Raw genomic sequence first — 25,394 nt, 5'->3', positions numbered from 1 at the left:
GAGTTGTGGTGAATGGATAAATTACGCAGAATAACTTTCAACTTTTGCCAGTGTTGATCTGTCAGCATGGTACGAGGCATAGCGAATAGTAAAGATTTGATTTTACTACTTCGCTATTTTTTTAAGCTAAAAGTGTCAACACACCCTAGTAATAATTCATGAATAGTAGCCGAAGCTACCATTCATGAATCCAAATCATACTATTTTAAAAAACTAATTCGATGCCTGCACCATATTTCCATCCCTTTTCAGACTCTGTTGCCTCTTGCATAGAAGTGGCTTTCTGTCCTTTTTCATATTGGTAAGCAACATCAATGAAAGGTTTAATTCGCTTAGTAATCTCATATCGGGTTTTGATACCAGTTTTTAGTTCTGATAAACCTGATTTTGCAGCATAGTTAGAATCATCGCTAAATATTACATCTGCTTCGATATAAGGTTGAGTAATAAGTTTCTGAGTTAAAAGCAAATCACGATCTAATTCAAAACTTGCTCCCCAAAAATTATTCTCACCGCCATAAAGATATGCTTGTGTTTCAAAGAAATAAGGAGCTAGACCTAATATACCAATAACCCCATCCACTCGATCGCTGCTGCTGTTATTTTTATCTTCACTATATCTTACCCCAGCTTGTACATCCCAAAATGGGGCTACGTTACGGCTATAAAGTGCTGATACAGCATATTTTGGATCATTACTTTCTGACTTTTCCGAATTGGCTTCAATAAATAGACGATTTTCATCTGTTCCAATTAAAGTTTCAAACTTTGTTCCTAGGTTGCCCTTACCGTCTTCATCAACCATCCATTCATTTTCAAATTTTGTCGTTTGATAAATTTGTCCACCATGTTCTTTAAGATGATTGTCATGAGGTGAGTTAGAGTTCTCAAGCGCAATCTGGACACTATTATCCCCCATATTCGCATTTTCCATTGAATAATATTCTGGATAACGCTCTTGAAGGGAATACTTTAATCCTCCAGATTCCTGTAAAAGAATTTTCATATTTTTTGTAATATTACTGTCTTGTACAGGAGTTTCATTTTTAGCGAACGTTAGATTTGATAATCCAAATAGCGCAATCATCAAAGTTGTTTTTGAAAACAAATTATTAGTGATGTGCATGTGGATTTACTCCCTTCTCATTTACTTGGGACTGAGGAACAGTCTTTGTAGAATTACCATCTTCCACTTGAGCTACAATGAGTTTATTCATCATTCCTGCACTCATATGGTAAAGCAGGTGACAATGAATAGCCCACTCACCTAACTCATCAGCTGTGAGTAGAGTGGTTATCGTTTTCCCAGGTGGAACAATTACCGTATGTTTGTTTGGCATATTGCTTGGATCCTGACCATTCTCAAGCTGCATAAACATGCCATGTAAGTGCATTGGGTGAGCCATCATACTGTCATTGACAAATTTTAAGCGAATACGTTCACCATACTTCACCACTAGTGGGTCGGCTTCATTAAATTTTTTACCATTTATTGTCCAAATATAACGCTCCATGTTTCCACCAAGACGGATCTCTATTTCACGTTCAGCTGCACGAGTGTCTTTTTGAGGATCTAACGATTGCAAATCACTATATTGCAATGCTTTATTACCTTCAGGTGTTGAAGCATTTGCCCATCCAAATACGGTATTATCATTCTTGTCTGAAGCCGCCTTAACAGTAGCGCTATTCATCGGCATATCATGATCCATACCTTTCATAGAAGACATATCATGATCCATACCTTTCATAGAAGACATATCATGATCCATACCTTTCATAGATGACATATCATGATTCATATCTTTCATTGAAGACATATCATGATCCATACCTTTCATAGATGACATATCATGATTCATATCTTTCATTGAAGACATATCATGATCCATACCTTTCATAGATGACATATCATGATTCATATCTTTCATTGAAGACATATCATGATCCATACCTTTCATAGATGACATATCATGATTCATATCTTTCATTGAAGACATATCATGATCCATACCTTTCATAGATGACATATCATGATTCATATCTTTCATTGAAGACATATCATGATCCATACCTTTCATAGAAGACATATCGTGATTCATGCCTTTCATAGAAGACATATCATGATCCATACCTTTCATAGAAGACATATCGTGATTCATATCTTTCATAGATGACATGTCATGGCTCATCCCCATATCTTCCATAGTTAATAAAGCACGAGGGCGAGATTTAGGCATCTCAATTTGTTTGACTGCTGGGCTGCTTTCTTCATGTAATGTTCCCACTGAAAAACCGGTACGATCAATAGATTCAGCTTCAATTTGGTAATGTGCTTGTTTTGGTTCCACAATGACATCATAGGTTTCAGCAGTACCAATACGGAACTCATCTACAGGAACGGGCTTTACAGGTTGACCATCAGCACTGACTACAGTCATTTTTAGGTTTGGAATGCGTACATCAAAGAATGACATAGCGGAAGCATTAATAAAACGAAGGCGAACTTTTTCACCAGCTTTGAAGTTACCGGTCCAGTTTTGCTGAGGTGTTTTGCCATTCATTAAAAATGTATAACCAGTCACATCGGACATATCTGTTTTCAACATCCGCATCTGATTCCACATAGAGCGGTCTTGCCAAGTTGCCTTTAATCCATCACGTTTAACTTGTTTTAATACATCGAATACTGTTTCGCGACGGTTCTGATAGTAATCTGCTTCTTTTTTAAGATTTTTCATAATTTGATCACTTGTTGAATTATGAAAATCAGAAAGCAAAACAACGTAATCTTTATCGGTTTTTTCAGCAGCTGTTAGTGGAGTTTTATCTTTAGGATAAATAACAAAAGCACCATATAAACCGTCTTGTTCTTGTCCTTTACTATGTGAATGATACCAATAAGTACCATTTTGGCGGACTTTAAACTTATATTCATAAGTTTTATTAGGGGCAATGCCATTAAATTTGTTAAATCCAGGTACACCATCCATAATTCCAGGTAATAATAAGCCATGCCAATGGATTGAAGAGTCCTGATTTTTTAACTTATTGTGAACACGGATAACGGCCTCATCACCTTCTTCAAATTCAAGAAGTGGTGCAACGAATTTACCATTTACAGTAATTCTCTCAACTGGTTTTCCTGTGATATTTACAGTTTGTTCAGCGATTGTTAAATCATATTCTTTAACTGCCGCCATTACCCAAGTTGATGAAAATAAACCAACTCCAATTAAGAGTATATGACTTAACTTTTTTGACATTCTCTCTCACCTTTAGAAAGGTCAAGATTGAAGTAATAAAGCAAATATTTAGTATAAACTTTAATACTTCTTTCTCGCTATTTATAAAATTATTTATTGCTACCAGGCATATTCATCTTTGAATGATCCATTTTAGAATGGTCCATATTCATCATAGAATGATCCATTTTTGACATGTCAGATGAGTTAGGAGACTGATGTTGACTATGATCTTGCTGAGTCTTGTCATCTTTTTCCATTTTACAAGGTTTTGTACAAGGTTCCTGTGCTTTTACCGTTTTAGTGGCACTTGAGGTTGATACATCTTTTGCCCAAGATTGAGTACCAGCAATTAAAGTTCCAGCACACATTAAAATTGTTAGACTACGACGCACTACAGTTTTCATAAGTTTCTCTAAAAGTTAATTTCTTGCTACTACAATAAAGTGAAGCACTGAACATCTAAGTGACTTGAAAATGACATTTTTGTAATCTATCTCGATCAGATGTTTTATAACGTTATTATAGTTTTAATGAATGACTTAGGATTCGGAAATGAGAATACTATTAGTTGAAGATGAACAAAAAACTGGTGATTATCTCAAGCAAGGTTTATCCGAAGCTGGCTATATTACGGACTGGGTTACAGATGGGTTAACGGGTAAACATCAAGCTCTTTCTGAAGAGTATGACTTAATTATTTTAGACGTGATGTTACCTGGACTAAATGGTTGGAATATTATCAATGATATTCGTAGCAGCGGTAAAACAATGCCCATTCTTTTTCTTACCGCCCGAGATCAAATCGAAGATCGAGTAAAAGGTTTAGAGTTAGGCGCTGATGATTATTTAGTAAAGCCTTTTGCTTTTGCAGAGCTTCTAGCTCGAATAAAAACGCTCCTTAGACGAGGGCAACAAAGAGAAGATAATAATATTATTAAGATTGCTGATTTAGAACTTGATTTGAGAAAACGTCGGGTAACACGAGCAGGTCAACGCATTGATCTGACGGCTAAAGAATTTGCGCTTATGGAGCTTTTTATGCGTAGAAGAGGTGAAATTCTACCAAGAGCACTTATTGCATCTCAAATTTGGGATATGAACTTTGATAGTGATACGAATGTCGTTGAAGTCGCTATTAAACGATTAAGAAGTAAAGTTGACAGTAACTTTACTCCCAAATTAATTCAGAATATTCGAGGAATGGGGTATGTACTAGAGGTAGAGGATGAATAATAATTTATTCAGAGCGATCAGTTTCCGGATCGGTATCATTTTCTCATTATCTACTATTTTCATTCTAATTATTATGGGTTTGTTCATAAATAAATTAGTAATGCATCATTTTGAAACTCAAGACCGTACCCAATTAGAAGGTAAAATCCAGCTTATTCAGAATCTTCTCCAACAGCATCCTAAAAATTCTCCAGAACTTAATCTTTATTTAAGAGATGCGTTAGTTGGACACCATGATCTTATGGTCCAAATAGAACGACCGACAGGCCAAATTTTATTTAGTTCAGCATCCTCAATCATTAATACTCAAAATTTAATCAAGTCAGCAAATAATTCATGGATTAAATGGCAAGTTCAAAATAAGACCTATCGTGGCATGATCTACACTACAGGTATAAATAGAAATTCTGAAATACAATCTGTACGAATTATTGTTGGGATCGATACATCAGAACATCTACATTTTCTAAAAGATTTTAAGCGTCAACTTTTGTATATTGGTTTGGCTGGTACAATTTGTTTAATGTTTTTAGGTTGGTTTGCAACCTGGAGAGGTTTAAGACCAGTGCAAAAAATGGCTAAGGTCGCAGAAGGAATTTCTGCTCAACATCTTTCAGAACGTTTAGAAGTTGAGCATACACCAACCGAACTAAAATCATTGGCAATCGCCTTCAATGCTATGCTGGACAGACTAGAGTCAGCTTTAGAAAAACTTTCCGATTTTTCATCTGATTTAGCACATGAAATTAGAACACCGATTAATAATTTAATGACCCAAACTCAAGTATGTCTCGCCCGTAACCGAGATATTGGTACTTATCAAGAAATACTATTTTCTAATTTAGAAGAATTTGAACGTTTGGCTCGAATGGTGTCCGATATGCTTTTCTTGGCAAAAGCAGAACATGGCTTAAATTTACAGAACTTACAGAATATTGACCTCATTAAAGAAGTTACCGCTTTATTTGATTTCTATGACGCTCTAGCTGCCGAAAAAAATATGACACTTCAACAAACAGGATCTGGCAATGTAAAAGGTGATCCTGCTATGTTACGTCGCGCACTCAGCAACCTATTGTCTAATGCAGTTAAATATGGAAACAAGAATTCTACAATACAGATAAAACTTCAACAGAATTTAGATAACACAATATTTTCAATTGAAAATGAAGGCCCTGAACTCTCTCCTGAACAACTATCCAGATTATTTGATCGTTTTTATCGAACAGATGCGTCTAGACAAAGAACAGAAGAAGGAACCGGCTTAGGGCTTGCCATAACAAAATCTATTCTTGATATGCTTGGGGCGACCATCCAGGCTGAATTCCTCAATGGTCGAATCATTTTTACCATTGTTTTTCAAAGTGAATCCATGCAAGGGGAATCATTTTAACTCATTTTTTGAACATCTTCCATTTACCCGAGTTGACCTTACATAAAGCTCAAACTGAGAGCCAGAGCTACGCCAGCACCTATCATGGCAATTGTGTAGCCAAATATGATAGCTCGGCCAAACTGTGCCCCCCCTGTCATCCATGCAATTGTCGCTTTGCTTAACATGTTGCTCAGTGTGGCCAGCCCTAGCGCGACAGCAGCCACATTTGTTGTTAAGCCTTCAGTACTATGCAGGCGGGCAAGTGAGACTAAAATAGCATCTACGTCTGCTAGCCCAGAAATAGTCGATAATACGAAGATGCCGCTGGTGCCCAACCATTGTTTTGCTGCCGGGACCAAGACTGCCATGACAGCCAAGAAAGCAGCGAAGCTGAATGCTGTCCCAAGATCAAAAGGAGCCATTGCTTCTATTGTTCGATCGTTGTTTTCAGCGCTGGTAATTTGGCGTTGTCTCCACAATGCCATACCCAGCAGAAGGATTCCCGCAATCATCATTGCACCACCAAAAGTGCTTAGCAATGCTGGCTCAATGACGCCTATCAGCACAACCATACGAAAAAACATGATGCCACAGGCAGCCAATGTTCCAGAAATAGCAGCACTGACCATGACGGGGTGCTGGCGTGTATAGCGTGCCAGTGCGACAGTTGCAGCTGTAGAAGATGCCAAACCACCCAATAGACCTGTCCAGAATATGCCTCTTTCTGAACCGGTAAGCCGCATGGCAAAATGACCTGCCAGAGAGAGTCCGGCAATCAGGATCACTGCCCACCATAACTGGTAAGGATTTAATGCAGCAAAAGGTCCCAGACCCGTATTGGGTAAGTAGGGTAATATAACGACAGAAAGTACCAGCAACTGCAGGGATGCGGTTAATTCACGATGCTCTATCAAGCGTAACCAACTATGTAATTTTGGCTTGAGATCCAAAAACACAGCGACGATTACAGCCGCAGTTAATGCTAAAGTAACATTACCATGGGATGCATATGCGCCTAGAACTAATGTCAACAGCATCGCAATAATTGTGGTAGCACTTAAATTACCGGAAATTTTTGCGGTACGAGCATAGGACACTGTTAGTAATAAGGAAAGCCCTAATACGGCCGCAACTAGCGGCCAAGCTCCGAAGTTTGGTTGTAAATGACCGAGCACTCCTCCGAGCAATCCTGTCAATGTGAAGGTACGTAGACCTGCTACTCGGCTGCCTTCTGGCAGTTCTCGATCCTGCCATCCTCGTTCTAAACCAATGAGCAGGCCGATGGCGAGTGCTGCAACCAGCCCTGATACATCTGGTGGAAGAAAAGAACTCTCTATCATAACTTTTTATTTCGCAGGCGAAGGGCATTCGTGATGACTGAAGCTGAACTCAAACTCATCGCCAAGGCGGCAATCATCGGTGACAACAACCAACCGGTAAATGGATATAGTACGCCAGCCGCGATAGGGATACCCAAAGCATTGTAAAGGAAAGCAAACATGAGGTTCTGTTTCATGTTGCCGACAGTAGCTTCCGAAAGTGAACGGGCAACAGCAATCCCTCGTAAATCTCCCTTGACCAGCGTAACTTGGGCACTATTCATTGCAACATCAGTCCCGGTTCCCATAGCGATACCGACATCAGCTTTAGCCAAGGCTGGTGCATCATTGATGCCATCACCAGCCATAGCCACGATGCGACCTTCCTTCTGCAATTTGCTGACCAGTTCTAGTTTATCTGCGGGTTTGACTTCGCCATGTACCTCATCAATGCCTAGACGTGCTGCGACTGAACGGGCAGTGGTGAGACCATCTCCTGTTGCCATCACGATACGTAGACCCGCTTCCTTCAGGGTGGCAAGTGCTTCTGGGGTATTTTTTTTGATGGGATCGGATACTGCAAGCAGACCGGCCAATTCACCATTCATGGCTAGATGCATCACACTTGCACCTTCTGAACGCAGCTCTTCGGCTTGCGGAATCAGAGATTGTACCGAGATACCTAATTGCTCCATCAGTGCTGTGTTGCCCAAAGCTAACTGACGATCGCCCACTTGACCTCGAACACCAATCCCTGAGCCTGATTCAAAATTATCTGGTGTTTCAAGAGACAGGCCACGTTCGTGTGCTGCATTTACAATCGCTTCGGCTAGCGGGTGTTCACTGCCTTGATCAAGACTGGCGGCTAAACGTAATACTTCAGATTCATCGAAACCTGATGCGGCAACCACACGATCGAATACAGGGCGTCCTTCGGTCAACGTACCTGTTTTATCGATGATTAGTGTGTCAATCTTGCGCAGATTCTCAATGGCTGCTGCATCGCGGAACAACACACCATGAGTAGCACCTTGACCCGTTGCAACCATGATAGACATTGGAGTTGCCAAGCCTAGTGCACAAGGACAGGCAATAATGAGTACTGCCACAGCATTGATTAATGCATAAACCCAGCTCGACTCTTCTGGGCCGAACAATCCCCATCCAAAGAAGGTAAGCAAGGCAATGGTCACTACAGCCATGACGAACCAACCTGCTACCTGATCAGCCATACGTTGCATTGGTGCTCTCGATCGTTGAGCTTGCGCCACCATCTGTACGATCTGGGATAACATGGTACTTGAACCAATTTTCTCTGAACGCATGATCAATGAACCATTGGTATTCAGGGTAGCTCCAATGACTTTATCGCCGATACGTTTAGTGATAGGTAAAGGTTCACCTGTCAGCATCGATTCATCCACTGAACTACTTCCTTCAGTGATTACACCATCCACAGGCACTTTTTCACCTGGGCGAATTCTGAGTAAATCTCCTACATGGACATGCGTTAGAGGAACATCTTCTTCAGTTCCATCAGGCAGGATTCGGCGAGCTGTTTTAGGAGCGAGCCCAAGGAGTGACTTAATTGCAGCAGAAGTTTGCGAACGTGCTTTTAACTCCAATATTTGTCCCAGTAGGGTCAATGAAATGATGACCGCTGAAGCTTCAAAGTAAACAGCGACACGACCCATGGAAATAAATGAGTCTGGGAAGATTTGCGGTGCAATGGTTGCGACCACACTATAAATAAATGCAGCTCCAGTGCCCAAACCAATCAGCGTCCACATGTTCGGGCTGCGATTCACAACCGATTGCCAACCCCGGGAAAAAAATGGCCAACCTGCCCAAAGTACAATTGGGAGTGACAACACCAGTTCAATCCAGCTCTGAACAGCCATATTGAACAGGTTCATTTGATGACCAAACATCGCCAAAAAAGTCACGATGATGGTCAATGGCAGTGTCCACCAGAAGCGTCGGCGGAAATCACGTAACTCCGGATTCTCATCTTCCTCTAATTCAGGAATGAGTGGCTCCAGTGTCATTCCGCATTTAGGACAGTTTCCAGGATGATCTTGCCTGATTTCTGGATGCATTGGGCATGTATAGATGGTCGTACCTGTTGTGCTTGCCGCATTAACGTGTTGAACAGTCTGATGATGCTGTGTATGTGCATCGGCAGTCGTCGTTGCGGGTTTAGCGATATATTGCACCGGGCTGCTATGAAACTTTGATTGACATTTATCACTGCAAAAAAAGTAAGTTTTCCCCTTAAATTCCTCATGGTATTTCGATTCTTCAGTGACGGTCATACCACAGACTGGGTCTTTCAGTACGTCTGTTGTAGCCTGTGCCATATGGTCCTGGTTATGATTTTTTTGATCTGACATAAATAATTCTCTTATGGTAAAGTGGTTTTATGGCCGAATTTTGGAATAAATCTCGGAGTCTGTTGAGCATAGCTGTCATAGACAGCGCCAAACTGTTTACTCATTTCAGCCTCTTCCTTAATTGCCAAGCGGCTGTACATTAAGAGTAGGATTGGAAACATAATCAGTGTCAGTAAAGTTGGCCATTGCAATAAAAAACCCAGCAAGATCATCACAAAAGCCACGTATTGTGGGTGACGTATACGTGCATAAGGGCCTGTGATCGCTAAAGAATGCTGACGTTGCTCGTTGTACAGCACGTGCCATGACGTTGATAACAGGTAAAATCCATAGCCCAAGAAAACGTAACTGGCGATATGCAAAATGCCAAAATGTGGATCACCTTTTTCACCTAATAGCGTTGACCACAAGTGACCTGCATTATGAGAAAGTAAGTCAAGTTGAGGGAAGCGAGTTTGAAGCCAACCAGATAACAGGTAAATGGTTAAAGGAAAACCATACATTTCGACAAATAGAGCAATGATAAAAGCCGAAAAGGCCCCAAATGTACGCCAATCGCGCGCAGTGGAAGGTCTAAAAAAACTGAAAGCGAACATGATAAAAACTGCTGAGTTAATGATAACCAGCGTCCATAAACCATAAGCCGATTCCGCATGATTCATGATGGATCTCCTGATAAGAGCTATTTTTTGTTATCAGATATATCGGATTTTTTTTGCTGCGAGTGGTTATGCCCATGACCACCATGCATAAAAATATGCATCAGTGGACACGCTAAAAGGAATAAATAAGGCAAAGCACCGATAACGTGGGCTAAATGTTCCGTTAATAGAAAATAAGCTGCGATACCACCCAGCACGATTAGACCAATGGCATAACGTGTAGACCAGAAGTTAGGTACTGAATTATTTTCTTGGTGTTGGTGATTCATGGTGCTTTCCCCTAATTCATGGGTAACTATTTAGTTGCTGACGGAGGCATACAGTCCATCATCATCTGCATCATGGATTGCATCATGTCCATACGTTTTTCCATCATCTGCTGACGGTCAGCCATATTTGCATTCATGCTTTGGCTGCCCATCTGTTTCATCATACTCATACCTCCTTGCATGAGTTTCATGTGCTCAGCCATAAGTTTCTGACGTTCTTGTGGGGTTTTTGCAGCCATCATCTTCTCATGCATGGCTTGCATCGCCTTCATGTGTTGATCCATTGCAGCCATTTTATCTGTAGCAGTGGTGCTGGTAACTGTTTGCTTAATTGTTACTGCAGATGGTGCTGTTTTTTCAGGGTGGTGATCTTTGTGTTCATCGGATTGCTGTGCAAATGTATTCAATGACGCGGCTGCGATACATAAGCCCAAAAAAATGTTTTTGAATTTCATCATAATTTTTTCCTTTAAATAATTTGGAAGTAAAAGCTATGTTTTAGTACTGAACAGAGACTAGGAATTTGACTACTAAACTGATGAAATTTTTGGTTATTCTCTGTCTCTCTTAAAAATTTTAGCACTATTAATTAATTATTTTTAAAAATGACAAAAATGTAATTTTGAGATCTTCTCGAAATATATAGTCTATGCTGAGATGACAAAAATTTTATTTAATATTAATCTTTTAAAACTATTAAAGTTGTTATGATTTTATGTGCTTAAAAAAATAAAAATGAAATGATTAGATGACTCCAAGGCTAGTTAGAGACACATTCTTAATGTAATTTACACTGTTATTCCTTTAAAGAAAAAATACAGTTGATCAAAATAGTTTTTTATAGAAAAAAGGGTGGATAATTTAATTATTAAACTTATTGGTATATTTATTAGATAGAAGGTAAAGAAGATTATTTTTAATATTAGGGTTTATAATCCAAATTTCAGAGTAAGGAATCTACTACTTATATAATAGAGATTCCATCTCCAAAACAGTACTACTGTATGAATGAGTTGTATTCAATGCAGGGAAGAATGTAGATCCTTAATACTAACGGAAAATTATTTTACTGAATTTTCATGTAAAGACTCATTTAATTGATCAATCACTGTCGTCCATTCACCATCAGAGTGTAGTTTTTCTTCTAAAAAATGACGTTGAGCATCAGTCCAAAAAATTGCTTGTGTTAAAAAAACATCTCCAGCTAGCTGATGGCTCTCTATGAATTTTGCAATTGCTTCTTCAGTAGAAGCTAAACCAAGCTGTTCAAATAATTTGGTCATTCTTGGACGTGTTTGAGTCATGTGCTTAGCCCATAAATTTATATTAGATCAAATTAAACATAACATGTTTATATTTAAACTAAAATATAAAAAATTAAATAGCTACTATTTTCTTAGACAAAATGATTACTACATTTCATAAATCAACCACCTACATAATTTGTTTGTTAAATGATCATTATTTTTCAATAAGATTATTTTAATAGTTAAAGATTTTAAATTTTAAAAATGACAAAAATGTAATTTTGAAGTCATCGCTCTGTTTCTGTCTCTCACTAATAATTGAAATATAAGAGGAGATGATGTGGTCTCATTAAATATAGATTTTATAAAGTCATCTCTAATGAACTAACGAATCAAGAGGAAACGTAAATGAAATTATTTCAAAATAAAATGACTGCTCTACGTAATGTTGTAGTAGCTGCAACGATGATTGTGGCTACTACAACTACGTTCGCTCATGTGAGTTTAGTGAGTGCGATTCCTGCGGAAAATGCATCTATCCTTAGTCAACCAAAGAACTTGACCCTTAACTTTGGTGCAGAGGTTATGTTGATGAATATTAAGTTACTGGATGCTCAGCGAAGAGATGTTCCTTTAAAATATAAAGTTACTCATGACTTAAAGAAATCCTTTGATGTCGCTCTTCCGAAACTGAAAAAAGGTAAATATACCGTTGTCTGGACAACAATGGGGAAAGATGGTCACAACATGAATGGTGAATATAGTTTCACTATCAAATCAACTAAATAAGAATTGATTACCTTTTAACATGTCAGTGAGGTGCTGGCATGTTGTTCTAGAATGGACAAAAATAATGATTTCTGAATATTGGATGTGGGCCACTTGGTTAACTAAGGTTATTTTATATTTAAGTGTAGCTTTTGTCGTTGGTGGAGCCTTTTGCTATTTTTTACTTAGACAATATCTTGAACTAAAAGAATCGATTCTTAAATATATTACAATTGGCGCTGGATTAGGCCTAATTTCCAGTACCTTGGGATTTTTTATTCTGATTGGTAGTTTTGCCAATACTGGTATTACAGGGATGGTGGACCCCACGTATATTAATATATTGGTTAATACTCCGACGGGGTATATATACGTTCTTCGTTCTATTAGTTTTGCTCTTTTACTTCTTCTCATGGTGGTTAAACTTAACAGGAACAAAGGTCATTTTTCTATAATTGAAAGTTCAATATTTTGTGTTTTACTTCTCCCGATTATTTTTAGTTTTTCCCAGCTCGGACATGTCGCTAATTTAACCTTACTTGCTCAAATTTTATTATCAATCCATATTCTAGTTATGTCGTTATGGATGGGGTCTTTATATCCGTTATGGAAAACCAGCCGGGAAATAAGTGGTTTACCTTTAAAAGATCGCATGCATGTATTTGGACGTATTGCTGCTTTCATTGTTGGGATATTAATCGCCTGTGGCGCTAGTGTAGCTCTTCTTTTAATTAAAGATTTTAATACCTTAATCAATACTGCATATGGCTATGGTTTCATGGTTAAAATGTTTTTTGTTATAGGTATTCTACTTTTAGCTGCCTTCAACAAATGGTATTTCACCCCGCGTCTTCAACATCCTAAATTCGCTAAACACCTTAGTCATGCCATTTTATTTGAGATGTTATTAGGTCTATCAATTCTATTAACAACAGGCTATATAACCACTGTCGTGGGTATTGAATAAGAGAATTTCAAAATAAGGGAATTGAGGAAATTTAACATTACTGCATTTATCTTTTGTAGCTGAGCAATAAAGTTTCTACTGGACTGCCAACTTACGACAATCAGAACAGTAAAATCGCATCATGAGGCATTATACATAAAGGTAGTCACCGGTTTTTAGCTTATCTTCAACCCATAACGGTCTCATCTATTCAGTTCACTACCATTGATTGAAATAACTAATCTTATAAATTTCAGAGTGATCGTAGATGACAAAAATGTCATTTTAAAGTCACATTAATGTTGGTTAAGTACTTTTACTGTAGTCATTAGAACACTCTTCTTTGGAATACTCTGAAGAAAACTGTAAGGTTGTAAACAGACCAAGTTACAGCGAGTAACTGATTCAGAAAAAGGCTGGTTGTATGGTGAAAGTTTAGAGTTACTGTTCTAATGTTTTAAACAAATGTTTTGTTAAAAAGGAGCAACATATGAAATTTCACATCGCTAATATGACTTGTGGTGGTTGTGCACGCGGCATTACTACCGCAATTAAAGAGCTCGACTCGAATGCCTCACTCGATATTGATTTACAAAACCGTATTGTTGAAATCAACACAACGGTGAGTCAGGATCAAGTCATTGCCACTCTCAGTGAGCGTGGATTTACAGCTGATCCTGCTTAATCTCTGTTAGAGTAACAGTGGGAATTCCTTACCACTTTTACTCTCTCTTATTTTCCTCATCGTACAGATAAAACCTGTACTTGCTTGAAATAAAAGTAATCCCTGAATTCCCCCTAATCTTGGTTCGAGCTGATCTTCGCATATAGAACTCAGCATATCTAAATGATAGAGATCGTATATGAGTACCGAAATGACTGATACGCCACACTACAGTGAAACATTAGAGATTGAGGGGATGACATGTGCTTCTTGTGTAGGCCGTGTGGAAAAAGCTTTAAAATCTGTTGAGGGTGTTGAATCGGCTCATGTAAATCTGGCTACCGAAAAAGCAGTCATTTATGCGCATCAACCACTTGATCGCGCTACTTTAATTAAAGCCGTAGAAAAAGCAGGCTACGAAGTGGAAGCGCTGCAACCAATAGAGCTTACGATTGAGGGTATGTCATGTGCTTCTTGTGTAGGTCGAGTAGAAAAGGCCTTAAAATCTGTTGAGGGTGTGGAATCAGCTCATGTAAATCTGGCTACTGAAAAAGCGACTATTCAGGCAAGCTCATCTGTCACTCGTGACTCGTTAATTCAGGCTGTCACCAAAGCAGGGTTTGAAGCAAAGTCAGTTCATCAAACTACGGAAAGCTTTCAAGATAAAAAGAATATTGAATTAGAAAAACTTAAAAAAGATTTAATTTTGTCAGTCTTATTGACTCTACCCGTTTTTATTTTAGAAATGGGATCACACCTGATTCCCGCCTTTCATACGTTTATGATGGATAACATTGGCCAACAAAATAGCTGGTTAATGCAATTTTTCTTGACCACAGTAGCATTAATTTTTCCAGGCCGACGCTTCTTTAAAAAGGGCATCCCAAGTTTATTCCGCTTAGCACCAGACATGAATTCCTTGGTGGCTGTAGGAACATTGGCTGCTTATCTTTATTCAGTGGTTGCTACTTTCTTTCCAAGTGTCCTGCCACAAGGCACGGTCAATGTTTATTATGAAGCTGCAGCGGTTATTATCACTTTAATTCTATTAGGTAGATTTTTTGAAGCCAAGGCAAAAGGCCGAACGTCTTTAGCAATTCAACATCTAGTTGGAATGCAGCCTAAAGTTGCCAGAATACAGCTCAATAATCAGGTGATAGAAGTTCCGATTGCCGAAGTTCAAACAGGAACGATTGTAGAGATTAGACCAGGCGAGCGTATCCCTGTCGATGGTGAAGTTATTCACGGCCAAAGTTTTATTGATGAATCCATGATTACTGGCGAGCCTATGCCCGTTGAAAAAACGATAGGCTCTACTGTGGTAGGAGGAACAATTAACCAAAGTGGCAGCTTAAATATCAAAGCCACCTCTGTTGGTAGTTCATCAGTGCTTTCTCAAATCATCCGAATGGTTGAACAGGCACAGGGTTCCAAGCTGCCTATTCAGGCATTGGTTGATAAAATTACCATGTGGTTTGTACCTGTAGTAATGGGTCTCTCTCTTTTAACTTTTATTACTTGGTTTATCTTCGGCCCTGAGCCAGCCCTAACGTTTAGCTTAGTTAATGCAGTTGCGGTACTCATTATTGCATGTCCTTGTGCAATGGGACTTGCAACGCCTACATCAATCATGGTGGGAACTGGGCGTGGTGCTGAAATGGGTGTTTTATTCCGTAAAGGGGAAGCTTTGCAGCTGCTCAAAGAAACTAAAGTGGTTGCTGTTGATAAAACAGGGACCCTGACTGAAGGGAAACCAATTTTAACCGATCTGCATGTCTTAGAAGGGTTTGAATACAATGCCGTACTTTCACTTATGGCAGCCGTTGAATCAAAGTCTGAGCATCCTATTGCTCGAGCAATTGTACAAGCCGCTATAGATAAGGAATTAATCCTGTCTCCTGTTGCTGATTTCAAGTCAGTCACGGGCTATGGAATAGAAGCAACGGTGTCTGAACATTTGGTTCATATTGGTGCAGATCGATATATGGAAAAACTAGGTTTGAATCCTAATGTTTTTTCTCAATTTTCGGATCGTTTGGGAGAAGAAGGAAAAACCCCTCTCTATGTTGCGATTGACCAGAAACTTGCTGCCATTATTGCTGTAGCAGATCCAATTAAAGAATCAACATTTGCTGCAATTGAAGCGTTACATCAGTTAGGTTTAAAGGTTGCCATGATTACAGGTGATAACCGTCATACAGCTCAAGCGATTGCAAAAAAACTAGGTATTGATGAGGTTATTGCAGAAGTCTTACCAGAAGGTAAAATAGAGGCCGTTAAAAAATTAAAAAATCAATATGGTAAACTCGCATATGTTGGAGATGGCATTAATGATGCCCCTGCACTTGCAGAAGCAGATATTGGTTTAGCAATAGGTACAGGTACAGACGTAGCTATTGAAGCTGCTGATGTGGTTTTGATGTCTGGCAACCTGAAAGGAGTGCCAAATGCTATCGCTTTAAGCAAAGCGACTATAACCAATATTCGTGAAAATTTATTTTGGGCATTTGTTTACAATGCAGCTCTGATTCCTATTGCAGCAGGTGTACTTTATCCGCAATTTGGACTGCTACTTTCTCCTGTATTTGCTGCTGGTGCAATGGCTCTCTCGTCAATATTTGTACTAGGAAATGCTTTACGATTAAAACGTTTTAAAGCCCCCCTTGCAATTATTTAACCATTTTTTATATACATTTAAAGTTTTGTTGGCTTTACTTTATATATTTGGAAATAGTCTAAGCCATGTTGGCTTTTATTAAATATCATACAGTTGATATTCTAATTATTTGAGAGGGATTAAGATGAAAAGAATTTTATTAATATGCTTTATAGGCATGTCATTTACCTATGCGAATGCTCATTCTGGGGGAACGAACTCACAGGGTTGTCATACCAACAGTAAAACTGGTGATTACCACTGTCATTAATAGGTGCGCACACAGTTTTTTTATTTAAAAGACTGTGCTTTAAAGTTATAAGTAGCGTTTAACTAAAGCTAAAAATTCATTCAGTTCTTTTTCCTTTATTTCCTCAGTATCACCGAGTACATGTTCTCTAAGATGAAGTTCTATTAACTCATTCATTAAGCCATTTATCGCACCTTTAATTGCTGCAACTTGCTGTAATACCTCAATACAAGAATTTTCAGAATTTAAAATATTCTGTTCAAGGGCATTAGTTTGACCTTGAATTCGTCTAATCCGATTTAAAATTTTTTTGTTCTGATTTAAGTGAGACATACTATTCAACCTCAAGAACATATACTACGGGGGAGTATTAATTGTGGTGCAATAAAATGCAATATCTAAATAATGTTAAAAGTGACCATTCGCATCAATTTGACGAAGGAAATCCTTTAGCACAAAAGAAAATTTTAATCGCAACCATCCTCACTGGTGTAATGATGGTGTTTGAAATTTTTGGAGGATGGTTCTTTAATTCCATGGCTTTATTGGCTGATGGATGGCATATGAGTTCTCATATGTTGGCATTGGGCTTAGCTTATTTTGCCTATAAAATGGCTCGAAAATATGCTCGTGATCAGAGATTCTGTTTCGGTACATGGAAGATAGAAATCTTAGCTGGATATTCGAGTGCCATTTTATTGATGGTTGTTGCTGTATTCATGGGTGTTCAATCGATAGAACGTTTATTCAATCCTGTGAATATTCACTACAACGAGGCAATTTCAATTGCGATTGTTGGCTTGATCGTTAATTTTATTTGTGCCTGGTTACTACGTGAAAATGGTCACCACCACCATCATCACTCTCATGATGACCATGACCACCACCACGATCATCATCACTCTCATGATGACCATGACTTAAACCAGAAAGCCGCTTTTCTTCATGTAGTAGCAGATGCAGTAACTTCTGTATTAGCGATTATTGCACTTTTCGCAGGGAAGTATTTTGGATGGGATTTTTTAGATGCAATTCTAGGGATCGTAGGTGCAGTGCTTGTAGCACAATGGTCTTGGGGATTGATTAGAGAAACAGGTAAAACATTGCTTGATGCAGAGATGGAACATCCTGTAGTAAATATATGAAAGCAATAAAGTGTCATACTATGTTGTGTGTAAGTGTTTTATTTTATTGATATTAAATTTAAATGATATTTATTAAAGTATCATACTATACGCAAAAACTAATCTAAGTATAATTCTATTAAAATAAAAAAGTTTCATACCAATATTTCAATATACTGAAAATAATGAATATATTTTCTTTTTTTGAAAATTGGGATGAAACTTTATTACCAAGTATTATTGTTTATTACTTAGTATTTAACTTTATTACTCAAAAACACAATCAGAATAATTTTCACATGATGCTTTTAGATATAAACAATCTCATGACGTAGCAGTGCTACAACCTGACTGCTCAAACCATTGGATAAATAAAGCCCTTGTAAAAACAAGGGCTTTATTACACAAATATTCAAAAGCTGAATTTTTCCAAACCATCAAAATTTAAATTTCTACCTGGGTAGAAGATGAATAGAGCAATTAAAGCACTTTATTCAGTCAGACTGGGTGGATTGCCACCCCCCGCCAAGTGTTTTATACAGATCCAGTAGATTTTGTGCCTGCGCCAGCTTTCCCTGAACCTGTTTATCTGCAAGCTCATTTGCGGTTAAACGTGCACTAAGTGCACGATCCAGCGTCATTTGGCCATAACGATACAATGTACTGGCATCTTTGGCTTGTTGATTGGCTTTATGCAGTGCCTGTGCCAATAAAAGATTTTGACGACTTAACGCAAATTGAAGCTGATAACTACTGTCTACTTCAGCAAGTGCTTTTAATACAGCATGATCATAATCGGCCAGAGCAGCCTGCAAACGATGATCACTTATTTCAATATTATGATGAATACGTCCGGCTGTAAAAATTGGCAAAGTCATCCCTGCACTCACCAAACCACCATAACCTTTTAAATCTGGTAAATCGCTATCCAGACTCAATTGCCCGGTTTGCCAAAAAAACTGCATATTAAAACGCGGTAATAAATCTGCCTGTGCACTGGCCCGTTTGGCACTATATGCTTGTACCACCGCCTGTTTGGCCTGTATATCTGGACGGCGATTCAGGATTTGCAACGGCCGCTGTCCTTGCGGGGGGGCTGGAATATGCTGCAAGATATTTTGTGGGCTTGCTGCGAGTTTAAATCCTTGTGGCACTTGGCCGGTCAATACCGCGATATTACGCTGATACGCATCGGCCTGTGCCTGTAGAGTGGCTAATTGTGCTTGTACTGCTGTAAGTTTGGCATCTACATCTTTAACATCATAATCGGTAATCTGGCCAGCTCTAAATCTCCCCTGAGCATACCGTTTTAACTGCTGTAACGTCGCAACCGTATGATCACCAATTTTGATGCGTTGCTGTAAACTGCGAACGGTAAAGTAATTCTGGGCAATATCACTAGCAACCAGCATTTGAGCGCCATACCATTGCTGCATGGTCGCCAGACTGGCATATCGGGCAGCATCTACATCACTTTTTTTCTGTCCAAAAATATCGAGTTCCCAGCTCGCAATAAAGCCCATGTGCTGCGCATGTCCACTAAAATTGAAATTATCATCGCCCAGTGATGACCCGAGTTGAGATAAAACGTTTTTCACATCTGAATTTAACGGATTGTCTAGCTGGAATTGATGAGCACTAACCCCTGCATTGGCCCCTAAGGCGGGCTTGAGGTCGGCTTCTGCTAATTGTGTGGTAGAACGTGCAGCCTGTAAATTTTCCAGTGCTACCTTTAACTCGTGATTGGTTGTCAGTCCCTGTTCAATCAATCGGTTTAGCACAGGATCATTCCAGTTTTGCCACCATTGTGCAATTTCTGCCGATCCTTTTGCCATATCGGTCTGATCAAATTGTAAAGGCAGCATAACCTGGGACTCTACTTGGACTTGATCTTTGGCACAGCCACTTAAAATTAACCCCGTTAACAAACTCACATACAGCCATTTATTCATTTTTATCCCCCTGGTTTAACCTTGCCGTGCCAACATATGACGAAAACGCCCAAGTGCCAATGCCAGAAATACAATCCCCATCAGCATCATAATCAGTAATTTATCCCACACACTATCAATACCGGCATTCCGGAATAAAACAAACTGTCCGAACTGAACATATTGTGTGACGGGTGAAATCTGCGTCAACCATTGCATGACTTCAGGCATACTTTCCAGTGGCGACTCCGAACCGGACAATAACCGTGTGACCACATATACCGGCAAACATAGCAAGCCAAATTGTGGCATTGTGGGAGCAAGCGTTGCCAACCAGATTCCCAGTGCCGATACCGAAAACAAATAAATCACTGTTCCCAAGGTAAATAAAGTCACAGAACCATTAATGGGTACCTGCAACCAGTGATTTACGACAAGCCATAAGGACAGTAAAGCAGCTACGGTAATCACCAATCCATTGGTCAGAATTTTGGCCATAGCAATTTCACTGGCAGAAACTGGCATCACCAATAAATGCTCAATGGTTCCATGTTCACGCTCGCGGATAATTGCCGCACCAACCAGCACCATGGCCAGCAGGGTAATATTGGCAATAATCTGCACAACACTGAGATACCAATGTGATTCGCCATTCGGGTTATACATGACATTCAGGACAGGCTTCACCGGGAGTAAACTTTCTGAAGAAGGCTGTTTTAAAAATTGACTGACTTGCTGTGAAATGATTTGTTGAAGATAGACTAGACCAATACCGGCCTGTGTAACTGAGGTTGCATCCGCCAAAACCTGAATTTCAGGGGCACGACCTGCGACCACATCTTTTTCAAAATTGGCAGGAATGTCAATCACAAAAACATATCCGCCCTGATTCATCTGCTGGTCGATATTTTCCCGTTGTTCCAGTACTGGCGTTTTAAAATACGGCTGCTGTAAGGCATCCCGTATTTGATACGATAACTGCGAATGGTCGGCATCGAGAATGGCAATTGATGAATGACGGACTTCCGTGGTAATTCCTGTAGAAACCGTATAAACAGCCACCGAAAGGACCACCACAATCAAGACCATTAACGTATAATCACCTAGCAAACTGCGCAGTTCTTTCCGGCTTAAAAACCAGACATTTTTCATCCATTGCCACATGCTATTGCTCCTGTTTCTTTAAGAACAAACCTGCCAGCAATACATATAGGATGCAAAATAGCGTCAACATTACATAATATTGGACAAAATCCTGAAAACCCAAACCCTTGGTAAAACTCCCCAGACTGATCAATTGATACCATGCAGTTGGAAATCCCCAACCGATCCAATAATTTACGCCCGTTAATGTAGATAATGGATAAAGTAACCCTGAAAAATTCAATGCGGGAATTAAGGTAAAAATCGCCGATGCAAAAATCGCCGCAACCTGCGTTTTGACCAGACTCGAAATCAATAAACCAAAAGCTGTCGCGGCACAAACCAGTAAGAGTGCCCCTAATGTCATGGCCCAGAAACTTCCTGAAACAGGGACATCCAGCACCACAACGGCAAGCCAGACCAGACTGAAATAACTGCACATCGCCAAAGCGATATAAGGTAACTGTTTACCAATTAAAAACTGTCGGACTGATGCCGGAGACGTATACAAGTTGGTAATTGAGCCGATTTCCCGCTCTCGCACCACACCGAGGGCGGTCATCATGGCGGGAATCAACATCATCGCCATCATGATCATTCCAGGTGTAAAAGCATAAATACTTTTGAAATCCTGATTATAGACAAATCTTGGCTGTATCGAGACCGCAGATTTGACCTCTATCGGCAGCCCCATGGCCGTTATTTTATCTGTCCCGTAATTACTCATCATGCCAAGAATAAAACCCTTAATATTTTCCGCAGTAAATGGCATGGAACCATCTACATAGAAGCCGACTTCCGGTTTATTTCCACGCATCAGATCTCGACCAAAATCAGGTGGAATATCAATCACCAACCTGGCTGTAGATGTTCTTAACACAGGATCAATTTCAGCCTCGGAACCAATATATTTTTCCAGCGTAAAATATCGCGAAGCCGTAAAATATTCCGTTAAGGCCCGACTTTCCACACTTTGATCACGATCCAGAATTGCGAGTTTGACATTTTTAACATCAAAAGAAACGCTATAGGATGCTGTCATCATGAGAATGATCGGGCCAAGAATCGCAAAAAACATTCGAATCGGATCACGCCATAACTCTTTGCCTTCCCTGACAGCAAATGTCCAGACCATGGCAAACCAGGCCATTAATCTATAAAAAAGTGTCTGGTTCTGGCGGGCTTCACTTCTTAAACTCTCTTGCTCTTGATCGGTGTGATGCTGAACAGGGTGTTCAGCTTCACCTGATGCTTGCTCCAGATAAATAATAAATGCCTGCTCGAGTTCATCTGTGTGTTGCGCCTGACACAATGCCTGCGGTGTCCCTACTGCCAGAACCCGTCCACGGTGCATAAATGAAATACGGTCACAACGTTCAGCTTCATTCATAAAATGCGTCGAAACAAATATCGTAATACGATCCTGTCGCGATAATTTTATGAGATGCTGCCAGAACATATCTCGTGCAGCTGGATCGACGCCAGAAGTAGGCTCATCCAGAATCAATACTTCCGGATGATGTAAACATGCTGCGGCTAACTGTAAGCGTTGCCGAATACCTAAAGGCAAAGCGGCGGGCTGAGTATCTGCTTCTTTTTGCAGATCAAACTGCTGCAATGCACTTTGCACTGCATTTTTAGCATCATTCCCTGTGAGCCTGTACAATTTTGCATGTAGTTCCAGATTCTGACGTACCGTTAATTCTTCATATAATGAAAATGCCTGTGACATATAACCCACTTTCATTCGGGTTGCCATGTCTCCTGCATTAATTTCTTTTCCTAGCAGTTTTGCCGTGCCTGAACTGATATCCAGCAAGCCTGTTAGCATTTTCATGGTGGTGGATTTGCCACATCCATTTGAGCCTAAAAAACCAAAAATTTCACCGCGTGCAATCGTAACGTTAACATGATCTACTGCAATAAAATCACCAAATTGCTTGGTCAAATCATGTGCTTCAATTGCCGGAGGAGAATCTGGATCTGCAACAAATGGCGTCACGTGTAACACGCCCGTTCCACGTTTATTTTCTGGCAGCAGCTTCACATAAGCTTCTTCGAGTGTTTGACTCTGGGTCTGCTGTAACACTTCCTGCGTTGTTGCATTGGCAATTAACTGTCCATCATCCATCGCCAATAAATATTCAAAGCGTTGCGCTTCGTCAATGTAAGCGGTTGAAACAATCACCGTCATTTCCGTATTTTCAGCGCGTAAATCATCAACCAGATTCCAGAATTGCCGTCTTGATAAAGGATCAACACCTGTCGTCGGCTCATCTAGAATTAATAATTGCGGATTATGGACTAAAGCACAGCATAAACTCAGCTTTTGTTTCATGCCGCCAGATAATTTACCAGCCGGACGATTCACAAAAGGATCTAATCCTGTTGCCTGTAATAATCGCTGGATTCGCTGTTTTCGGGCACGGGTATCCAAACCAAAAAGGCTCGCATGAAAATCTACATTTTCATAGACAGACAATGTGGGATATAAATTGTGCCCCAAACCTTGGGGCATAAAAGCGATACGCTGTGACAAATGTTTCTGGATTTTTTTTTGTGAAATATCCTGATCAAAAATCAAAACCTGCCCGCTTTGGATCACCTTCACCCCGGCAATAAGGGATAATAATGTTGATTTTCCAACACCATCAGGTCCAATCAACCCGACTGTAACAGATTTGGGAATCGACAGATGAATATTATTTAATGCTCGAACCTGCCCATAAGTATGAGAAACGCCCTGTAACGATACAGCAGTTACAGTGTTTTCTTGCTGTTTTACATCCGTCATGGCGAACTGCCTATTCAATTTTATTGTGTTCTGGCGTTTTGCTGTAATTGCGGTAATTTGGCCTGCCATTGTACTGGCCATGCCTCTTGTGGATTGGTACGGACATAACCATTACCAGTTAAGCCACCTTTTAACACCCCTTGATACTGCAAGCTAATTTGTTGGGGAATACGCAATTTTACCTTATACATAAGTTTTTCGCGTTCATTGGCTGTTTCCACATATTTAGGGGTAAATTGTGTATTGCTGGCAATAAATGTAATTTTTGCAGGCCAAACTGCATCAATCCCGTCAAGCACAACTATGGCATCATCACCCAGCTTTAATTTTCCAACGGTATCTGTAGGAAGAAAAATTGATAAAGTCACATCACTAGGATCAAGTAAAGTGATGACTTTACTGCCAGGCCCAACAACATTGCCCAGTTCCGCAATACGATACTCTACCCGACCAGTCTGTGGTGCGCGGATGAACATATCCTTATTGGCCGAAGATGCGATATTCATTTGTGCCTGAGCCTGATTAACCGCAGCAATTGCTGACTCCCGTGCTGCCTGGGTTGCTTTAACCGCAGCTGCCTCGCCATCCCGTGCTGCTTGACGGCGTTGCACTTCTACCACAGAAATCAAATCCTCCTTTTTCAGCTGTAGCGCATTATCCAGCTCGAGTTGTGCAACCTTTAACTGCTGTTGTCTTGCTGCAATCTCAGCTTCGGCCTGATGTACTGCTTCTTCTGCACGCTGTTTACTGGCTTGTGCACCTTCAACCAAACTGTGACTTTGCTCAGCTGACAAAACCACTAATACTTCATCTTTTTTAACCAGATCACCTTCTTGTACCTTAATATCAATCACCCGGCCTGGATACAAAGAGGCGACATCAAGTCGCTGTAGTTCCAATCGCCCATTACTCCCCTCAAAACCCGAAGGTAATTTTTTCAAACTTTGCATATTGACCCATACAGCCCCCCCGATAAGTACACACACAATTACAGCAATAATGAGCCATTTTTTTTGCATTGGCTTTATTCCTTATCAAATACAGACATAAAGGCATATTATAATGGTTCGGTTACACAAACCAGTCCATCAAAACTTATTCAGTAATATTATTTCCAGATGAATAAGCAGGCTTGAATGATATTCACCTTATTTTCCTTATATTATTCATTTTTTGGATAACAAGACTTTTAATAATCCGAGTTACTGTTTTTTGAATGAATTGCCAATTTTATATATGAAAGCAATAAAGTGTCATACTATGTTGTGTGTAAGTGTTTTATTTTATTGATATTAAATTTAAATGATATTTATTAAAGTATCATACTATACGCAAAAACTAATCTAAGTATAATTCTATTAAAATAAAAAAG

The 25,394-nt window shown here is 39.6% G+C and carries 21 protein-coding genes and 2 pseudogenes; 8 read left to right on the top strand and 15 right to left on the bottom strand.

What is annotated here, in order from left to right:
• The 4 genes and pseudogenes from H4I94_RS14815 to H4I94_RS14800 form a co-directional block, all read right to left on the bottom strand.
• Window positions 1–80, bottom strand: a pseudogene (locus H4I94_RS14815) (IS5/IS1182 family transposase); the annotation flags it as partial.
• Between the two features lie 125 nt (window positions 81–205).
• Window positions 206–1,126 carry a copper resistance protein B gene (locus H4I94_RS14810; RefSeq protein ID WP_261183598.1) on the bottom strand — a complete coding sequence of 307 codons (921 nt, stop codon included), beginning with the start codon at window positions 1,124–1,126 and terminating at the stop codon, window positions 206–208.
• Complete coding sequence (locus tag H4I94_RS14805) at window positions 1,113–3,266, bottom strand: multicopper oxidase domain-containing protein (RefSeq protein ID WP_261183597.1); 2,154 nt, start codon at window positions 3,264–3,266, stop codon at window positions 1,113–1,115. Before H4I94_RS14805 ends, H4I94_RS14810 begins: the two co-directional genes overlap by 14 nt.
• A gap of 89 nt (window positions 3,267–3,355) precedes the next feature.
• Entirely contained in the window at window positions 3,356–3,652 is a 297-nt protein-coding gene (locus tag H4I94_RS14800) for a hypothetical protein (RefSeq protein ID WP_005006338.1), read from the bottom strand.
• Between the two features lie 148 nt (window positions 3,653–3,800).
• Here H4I94_RS14800 and H4I94_RS14795 point away from each other — a divergent pair, with 148 nt between their 5' ends.
• Window positions 3,801–4,481, top strand: a complete 681-nt coding sequence (locus H4I94_RS14795) for a heavy metal response regulator transcription factor (RefSeq protein WP_004663993.1) — start codon at window positions 3,801–3,803, stop codon at window positions 4,479–4,481.
• On the top strand, window positions 4,474–5,874 hold the full coding sequence (locus H4I94_RS14790; RefSeq protein WP_261183596.1) for a heavy metal sensor histidine kinase: 1,401 nt from the start codon (window positions 4,474–4,476) through the stop codon (window positions 5,872–5,874). The genes H4I94_RS14795 and H4I94_RS14790 overlap by 8 nt, the downstream gene beginning before the upstream one ends.
• A gap of 38 nt (window positions 5,875–5,912) precedes the next feature.
• Here H4I94_RS14790 and H4I94_RS14785 read toward each other — a convergent pair whose 3' ends face one another.
• The 6 genes from H4I94_RS14785 to H4I94_RS14760 all read right to left on the bottom strand — a co-directional run bounded on the left by H4I94_RS14785 (window position 5,913) and on the right by H4I94_RS14760 (window position 11,803).
• Window positions 5,913–7,196: an MgtC/SapB family protein gene (locus H4I94_RS14785; RefSeq protein WP_119690361.1), complete on the bottom strand. Its 1,284-nt coding sequence runs from the start codon at window positions 7,194–7,196 to the stop codon at window positions 5,913–5,915.
• Window positions 7,193–9,568 carry a heavy metal translocating P-type ATPase gene (locus H4I94_RS14780; protein ID WP_261183595.1) on the bottom strand — a complete coding sequence of 792 codons (2,376 nt, stop codon included), beginning with the start codon at window positions 9,566–9,568 and terminating at the stop codon, window positions 7,193–7,195. The genes H4I94_RS14785 and H4I94_RS14780 overlap by 4 nt, the downstream gene beginning before the upstream one ends.
• A gap of 11 nt (window positions 9,569–9,579) precedes the next feature.
• Window positions 9,580–10,230: a methyltransferase family protein gene (locus H4I94_RS14775; RefSeq protein WP_261183594.1), complete on the bottom strand. Its 651-nt coding sequence runs from the start codon at window positions 10,228–10,230 to the stop codon at window positions 9,580–9,582.
• A gap of 20 nt (window positions 10,231–10,250) precedes the next feature.
• On the bottom strand, window positions 10,251–10,499 hold the full coding sequence (locus tag H4I94_RS14770; protein ID WP_004695740.1) for a DUF2933 domain-containing protein: 249 nt from the start codon (window positions 10,497–10,499) through the stop codon (window positions 10,251–10,253).
• A 26-nt stretch (window positions 10,500–10,525) separates the two neighbouring features.
• Window positions 10,526–10,957: a hypothetical protein gene (locus H4I94_RS14765; RefSeq protein ID WP_004695737.1), complete on the bottom strand. Its 432-nt coding sequence runs from the start codon at window positions 10,955–10,957 to the stop codon at window positions 10,526–10,528.
• A 603-nt stretch (window positions 10,958–11,560) separates the two neighbouring features.
• On the bottom strand, window positions 11,561–11,803 hold the full coding sequence (locus tag H4I94_RS14760) for a DUF2789 family protein (protein WP_004281876.1): 243 nt from the start codon (window positions 11,801–11,803) through the stop codon (window positions 11,561–11,563).
• A 351-nt stretch (window positions 11,804–12,154) separates the two neighbouring features.
• Here H4I94_RS14760 and H4I94_RS14755 point away from each other — a divergent pair, with 351 nt between their 5' ends.
• The 5 genes from H4I94_RS14755 to H4I94_RS16345 all read left to right on the top strand — a co-directional run bounded on the left by H4I94_RS14755 (window position 12,155) and on the right by H4I94_RS16345 (window position 17,051).
• Window positions 12,155–12,535 (top strand): copper resistance protein CopC, encoded by a 381-nt coding sequence (locus H4I94_RS14755; RefSeq protein ID WP_004681441.1) that lies wholly within the window; start codon window positions 12,155–12,157, stop codon window positions 12,533–12,535.
• A 64-nt stretch (window positions 12,536–12,599) separates the two neighbouring features.
• The gene (locus H4I94_RS14750) at window positions 12,600–13,481 is read left to right on the top strand and encodes a copper resistance D family protein (RefSeq protein WP_005021625.1); all 882 of its coding nucleotides are present in this window, start codon (window positions 12,600–12,602) and stop codon (window positions 13,479–13,481) included.
• A 469-nt stretch (window positions 13,482–13,950) separates the two neighbouring features.
• The gene (locus H4I94_RS14745) at window positions 13,951–14,145 is read left to right on the top strand and encodes a heavy-metal-associated domain-containing protein (RefSeq protein WP_004281879.1); all 195 of its coding nucleotides are present in this window, start codon (window positions 13,951–13,953) and stop codon (window positions 14,143–14,145) included.
• 178 nt (window positions 14,146–14,323) lie between these two features.
• Window positions 14,324–16,801 (top strand): heavy metal translocating P-type ATPase, encoded by a 2,478-nt coding sequence (locus H4I94_RS14740; protein WP_004281880.1) that lies wholly within the window; start codon window positions 14,324–14,326, stop codon window positions 16,799–16,801.
• Between the two features lie 124 nt (window positions 16,802–16,925).
• Window positions 16,926–17,051, top strand: a complete 126-nt coding sequence (locus H4I94_RS16345) for a YHYH domain-containing protein (protein ID WP_094148905.1) — start codon at window positions 16,926–16,928, stop codon at window positions 17,049–17,051.
• Window positions 17,052–17,096: 45 nt separating this feature from the next.
• On the opposite strand, the gene H4I94_RS14735 is transcribed toward H4I94_RS16345, so the two are convergent.
• Window positions 17,097–17,363 (bottom strand): metal/formaldehyde-sensitive transcriptional repressor, encoded by a 267-nt coding sequence (locus H4I94_RS14735; protein ID WP_005248679.1) that lies wholly within the window; start codon window positions 17,361–17,363, stop codon window positions 17,097–17,099.
• A gap of 56 nt (window positions 17,364–17,419) precedes the next feature.
• Between H4I94_RS14735 and dmeF the strand changes: the two are divergent.
• Window positions 17,420–18,169 (top strand): annotated as a pseudogene (dmeF, locus tag H4I94_RS14730) (CDF family Co(II)/Ni(II) efflux transporter DmeF); the annotation flags it as partial.
• A 479-nt stretch (window positions 18,170–18,648) separates the two neighbouring features.
• Here the strand turns inward: dmeF and H4I94_RS14725 are convergent.
• Genes H4I94_RS14725 through H4I94_RS14710 form a run of 4 tightly spaced genes read right to left on the bottom strand, consistent with a single transcriptional unit; the run spans window position 18,649 to window position 25,041 of the window.
• The gene (locus tag H4I94_RS14725; protein ID WP_130089824.1) at window positions 18,649–20,106 is read right to left on the bottom strand and encodes an efflux transporter outer membrane subunit; all 1,458 of its coding nucleotides are present in this window, start codon (window positions 20,104–20,106) and stop codon (window positions 18,649–18,651) included.
• Between the two features lie 15 nt (window positions 20,107–20,121).
• Entirely contained in the window at window positions 20,122–21,249 is a 1,128-nt protein-coding gene (locus tag H4I94_RS14720) for an ABC transporter permease (protein ID WP_130089823.1), read from the bottom strand.
• A gap of 1 nt (window position 21,250) precedes the next feature.
• Window positions 21,251–24,103 carry a ribosome-associated ATPase/putative transporter RbbA gene (rbbA, locus tag H4I94_RS14715; protein WP_257230583.1) on the bottom strand — a complete coding sequence of 951 codons (2,853 nt, stop codon included), beginning with the start codon at window positions 24,101–24,103 and terminating at the stop codon, window positions 21,251–21,253.
• Window positions 24,043–25,041, bottom strand: coding sequence for an HlyD family secretion protein (locus tag H4I94_RS14710; protein WP_004871259.1), 999 nt, complete (start codon window positions 25,039–25,041; stop codon window positions 24,043–24,045). Before H4I94_RS14710 ends, rbbA begins: the two co-directional genes overlap by 61 nt.
• Window positions 25,042–25,394 lie beyond the last annotated feature (353 nt).

The sequence above is a fragment of the Acinetobacter sp. T_3_1 genome (genome assembly GCF_025377055.1).
Lineage (GTDB): Bacteria > Pseudomonadota > Gammaproteobacteria > Pseudomonadales > Moraxellaceae > Acinetobacter > Acinetobacter kookii.
This window is presented reverse-complemented; position numbering and strand designations above follow the sequence as displayed.

What these genes read in the sequence shown, in the direction of transcription:
- H4I94_RS16345 (WP_094148905.1), top strand. Translation starts at nt 16,926, where the DNA reads ATGAAAAGAATTTTATTAATATGCTTTATAGGCATGTCATTTACCTAT.
- H4I94_RS14775 (WP_261183594.1), bottom strand. Translation starts at nt 10,230, where the DNA reads ATGAATCATGCGGAATCGGCTTATGGTTTATGGACGCTGGTTATCATT.
- H4I94_RS14735 (WP_005248679.1), bottom strand. Translation starts at nt 17,363, where the DNA reads ATGTCTCACTTAAATCAGAACAAAAAAATTTTAAATCGGATTAGACGA.
- H4I94_RS14720 (WP_130089823.1), bottom strand. Translation starts at nt 21,249, where the DNA reads ATGTGGCAATGGATGAAAAATGTCTGGTTTTTAAGCCGGAAAGAACTG.
- H4I94_RS14725 (WP_130089824.1), bottom strand. Translation starts at nt 20,106, where the DNA reads ATGAATAAATGGCTGTATGTGAGTTTGTTAACGGGGTTAATTTTAAGT.
- H4I94_RS14765 (WP_004695737.1), bottom strand. Translation starts at nt 10,957, where the DNA reads ATGATGAAATTCAAAAACATTTTTTTGGGCTTATGTATCGCAGCCGCG.
- H4I94_RS14780 (WP_261183595.1), bottom strand. Translation starts at nt 9,568, where the DNA reads ATGTCAGATCAAAAAAATCATAACCAGGACCATATGGCACAGGCTACA.
- H4I94_RS14790 (WP_261183596.1), top strand. Translation starts at nt 4,474, where the DNA reads ATGAATAATAATTTATTCAGAGCGATCAGTTTCCGGATCGGTATCATT.
- H4I94_RS14740 (WP_004281880.1), top strand. Translation starts at nt 14,324, where the DNA reads ATGAGTACCGAAATGACTGATACGCCACACTACAGTGAAACATTAGAG.
- H4I94_RS14805 (WP_261183597.1), bottom strand. Translation starts at nt 3,266, where the DNA reads ATGTCAAAAAAGTTAAGTCATATACTCTTAATTGGAGTTGGTTTATTT.
- rbbA (WP_257230583.1), bottom strand. Translation starts at nt 24,103, where the DNA reads ATGGCCAGTACAATGGCAGGCCAAATTACCGCAATTACAGCAAAACGC.
- H4I94_RS14800 (WP_005006338.1), bottom strand. Translation starts at nt 3,652, where the DNA reads ATGAAAACTGTAGTGCGTCGTAGTCTAACAATTTTAATGTGTGCTGGA.
- H4I94_RS14760 (WP_004281876.1), bottom strand. Translation starts at nt 11,803, where the DNA reads ATGACTCAAACACGTCCAAGAATGACCAAATTATTTGAACAGCTTGGT.
- H4I94_RS14795 (WP_004663993.1), top strand. Translation starts at nt 3,801, where the DNA reads ATGAGAATACTATTAGTTGAAGATGAACAAAAAACTGGTGATTATCTC.
- H4I94_RS14750 (WP_005021625.1), top strand. Translation starts at nt 12,600, where the DNA reads ATGATTTCTGAATATTGGATGTGGGCCACTTGGTTAACTAAGGTTATT.
- H4I94_RS14710 (WP_004871259.1), bottom strand. Translation starts at nt 25,041, where the DNA reads ATGCAAAAAAAATGGCTCATTATTGCTGTAATTGTGTGTGTACTTATC.
- H4I94_RS14755 (WP_004681441.1), top strand. Translation starts at nt 12,155, where the DNA reads ATGAAATTATTTCAAAATAAAATGACTGCTCTACGTAATGTTGTAGTA.
- H4I94_RS14785 (WP_119690361.1), bottom strand. Translation starts at nt 7,196, where the DNA reads ATGATAGAGAGTTCTTTTCTTCCACCAGATGTATCAGGGCTGGTTGCA.
- H4I94_RS14770 (WP_004695740.1), bottom strand. Translation starts at nt 10,499, where the DNA reads ATGAATCACCAACACCAAGAAAATAATTCAGTACCTAACTTCTGGTCT.
- H4I94_RS14810 (WP_261183598.1), bottom strand. Translation starts at nt 1,126, where the DNA reads ATGCACATCACTAATAATTTGTTTTCAAAAACAACTTTGATGATTGCG.
- H4I94_RS14745 (WP_004281879.1), top strand. Translation starts at nt 13,951, where the DNA reads ATGAAATTTCACATCGCTAATATGACTTGTGGTGGTTGTGCACGCGGC.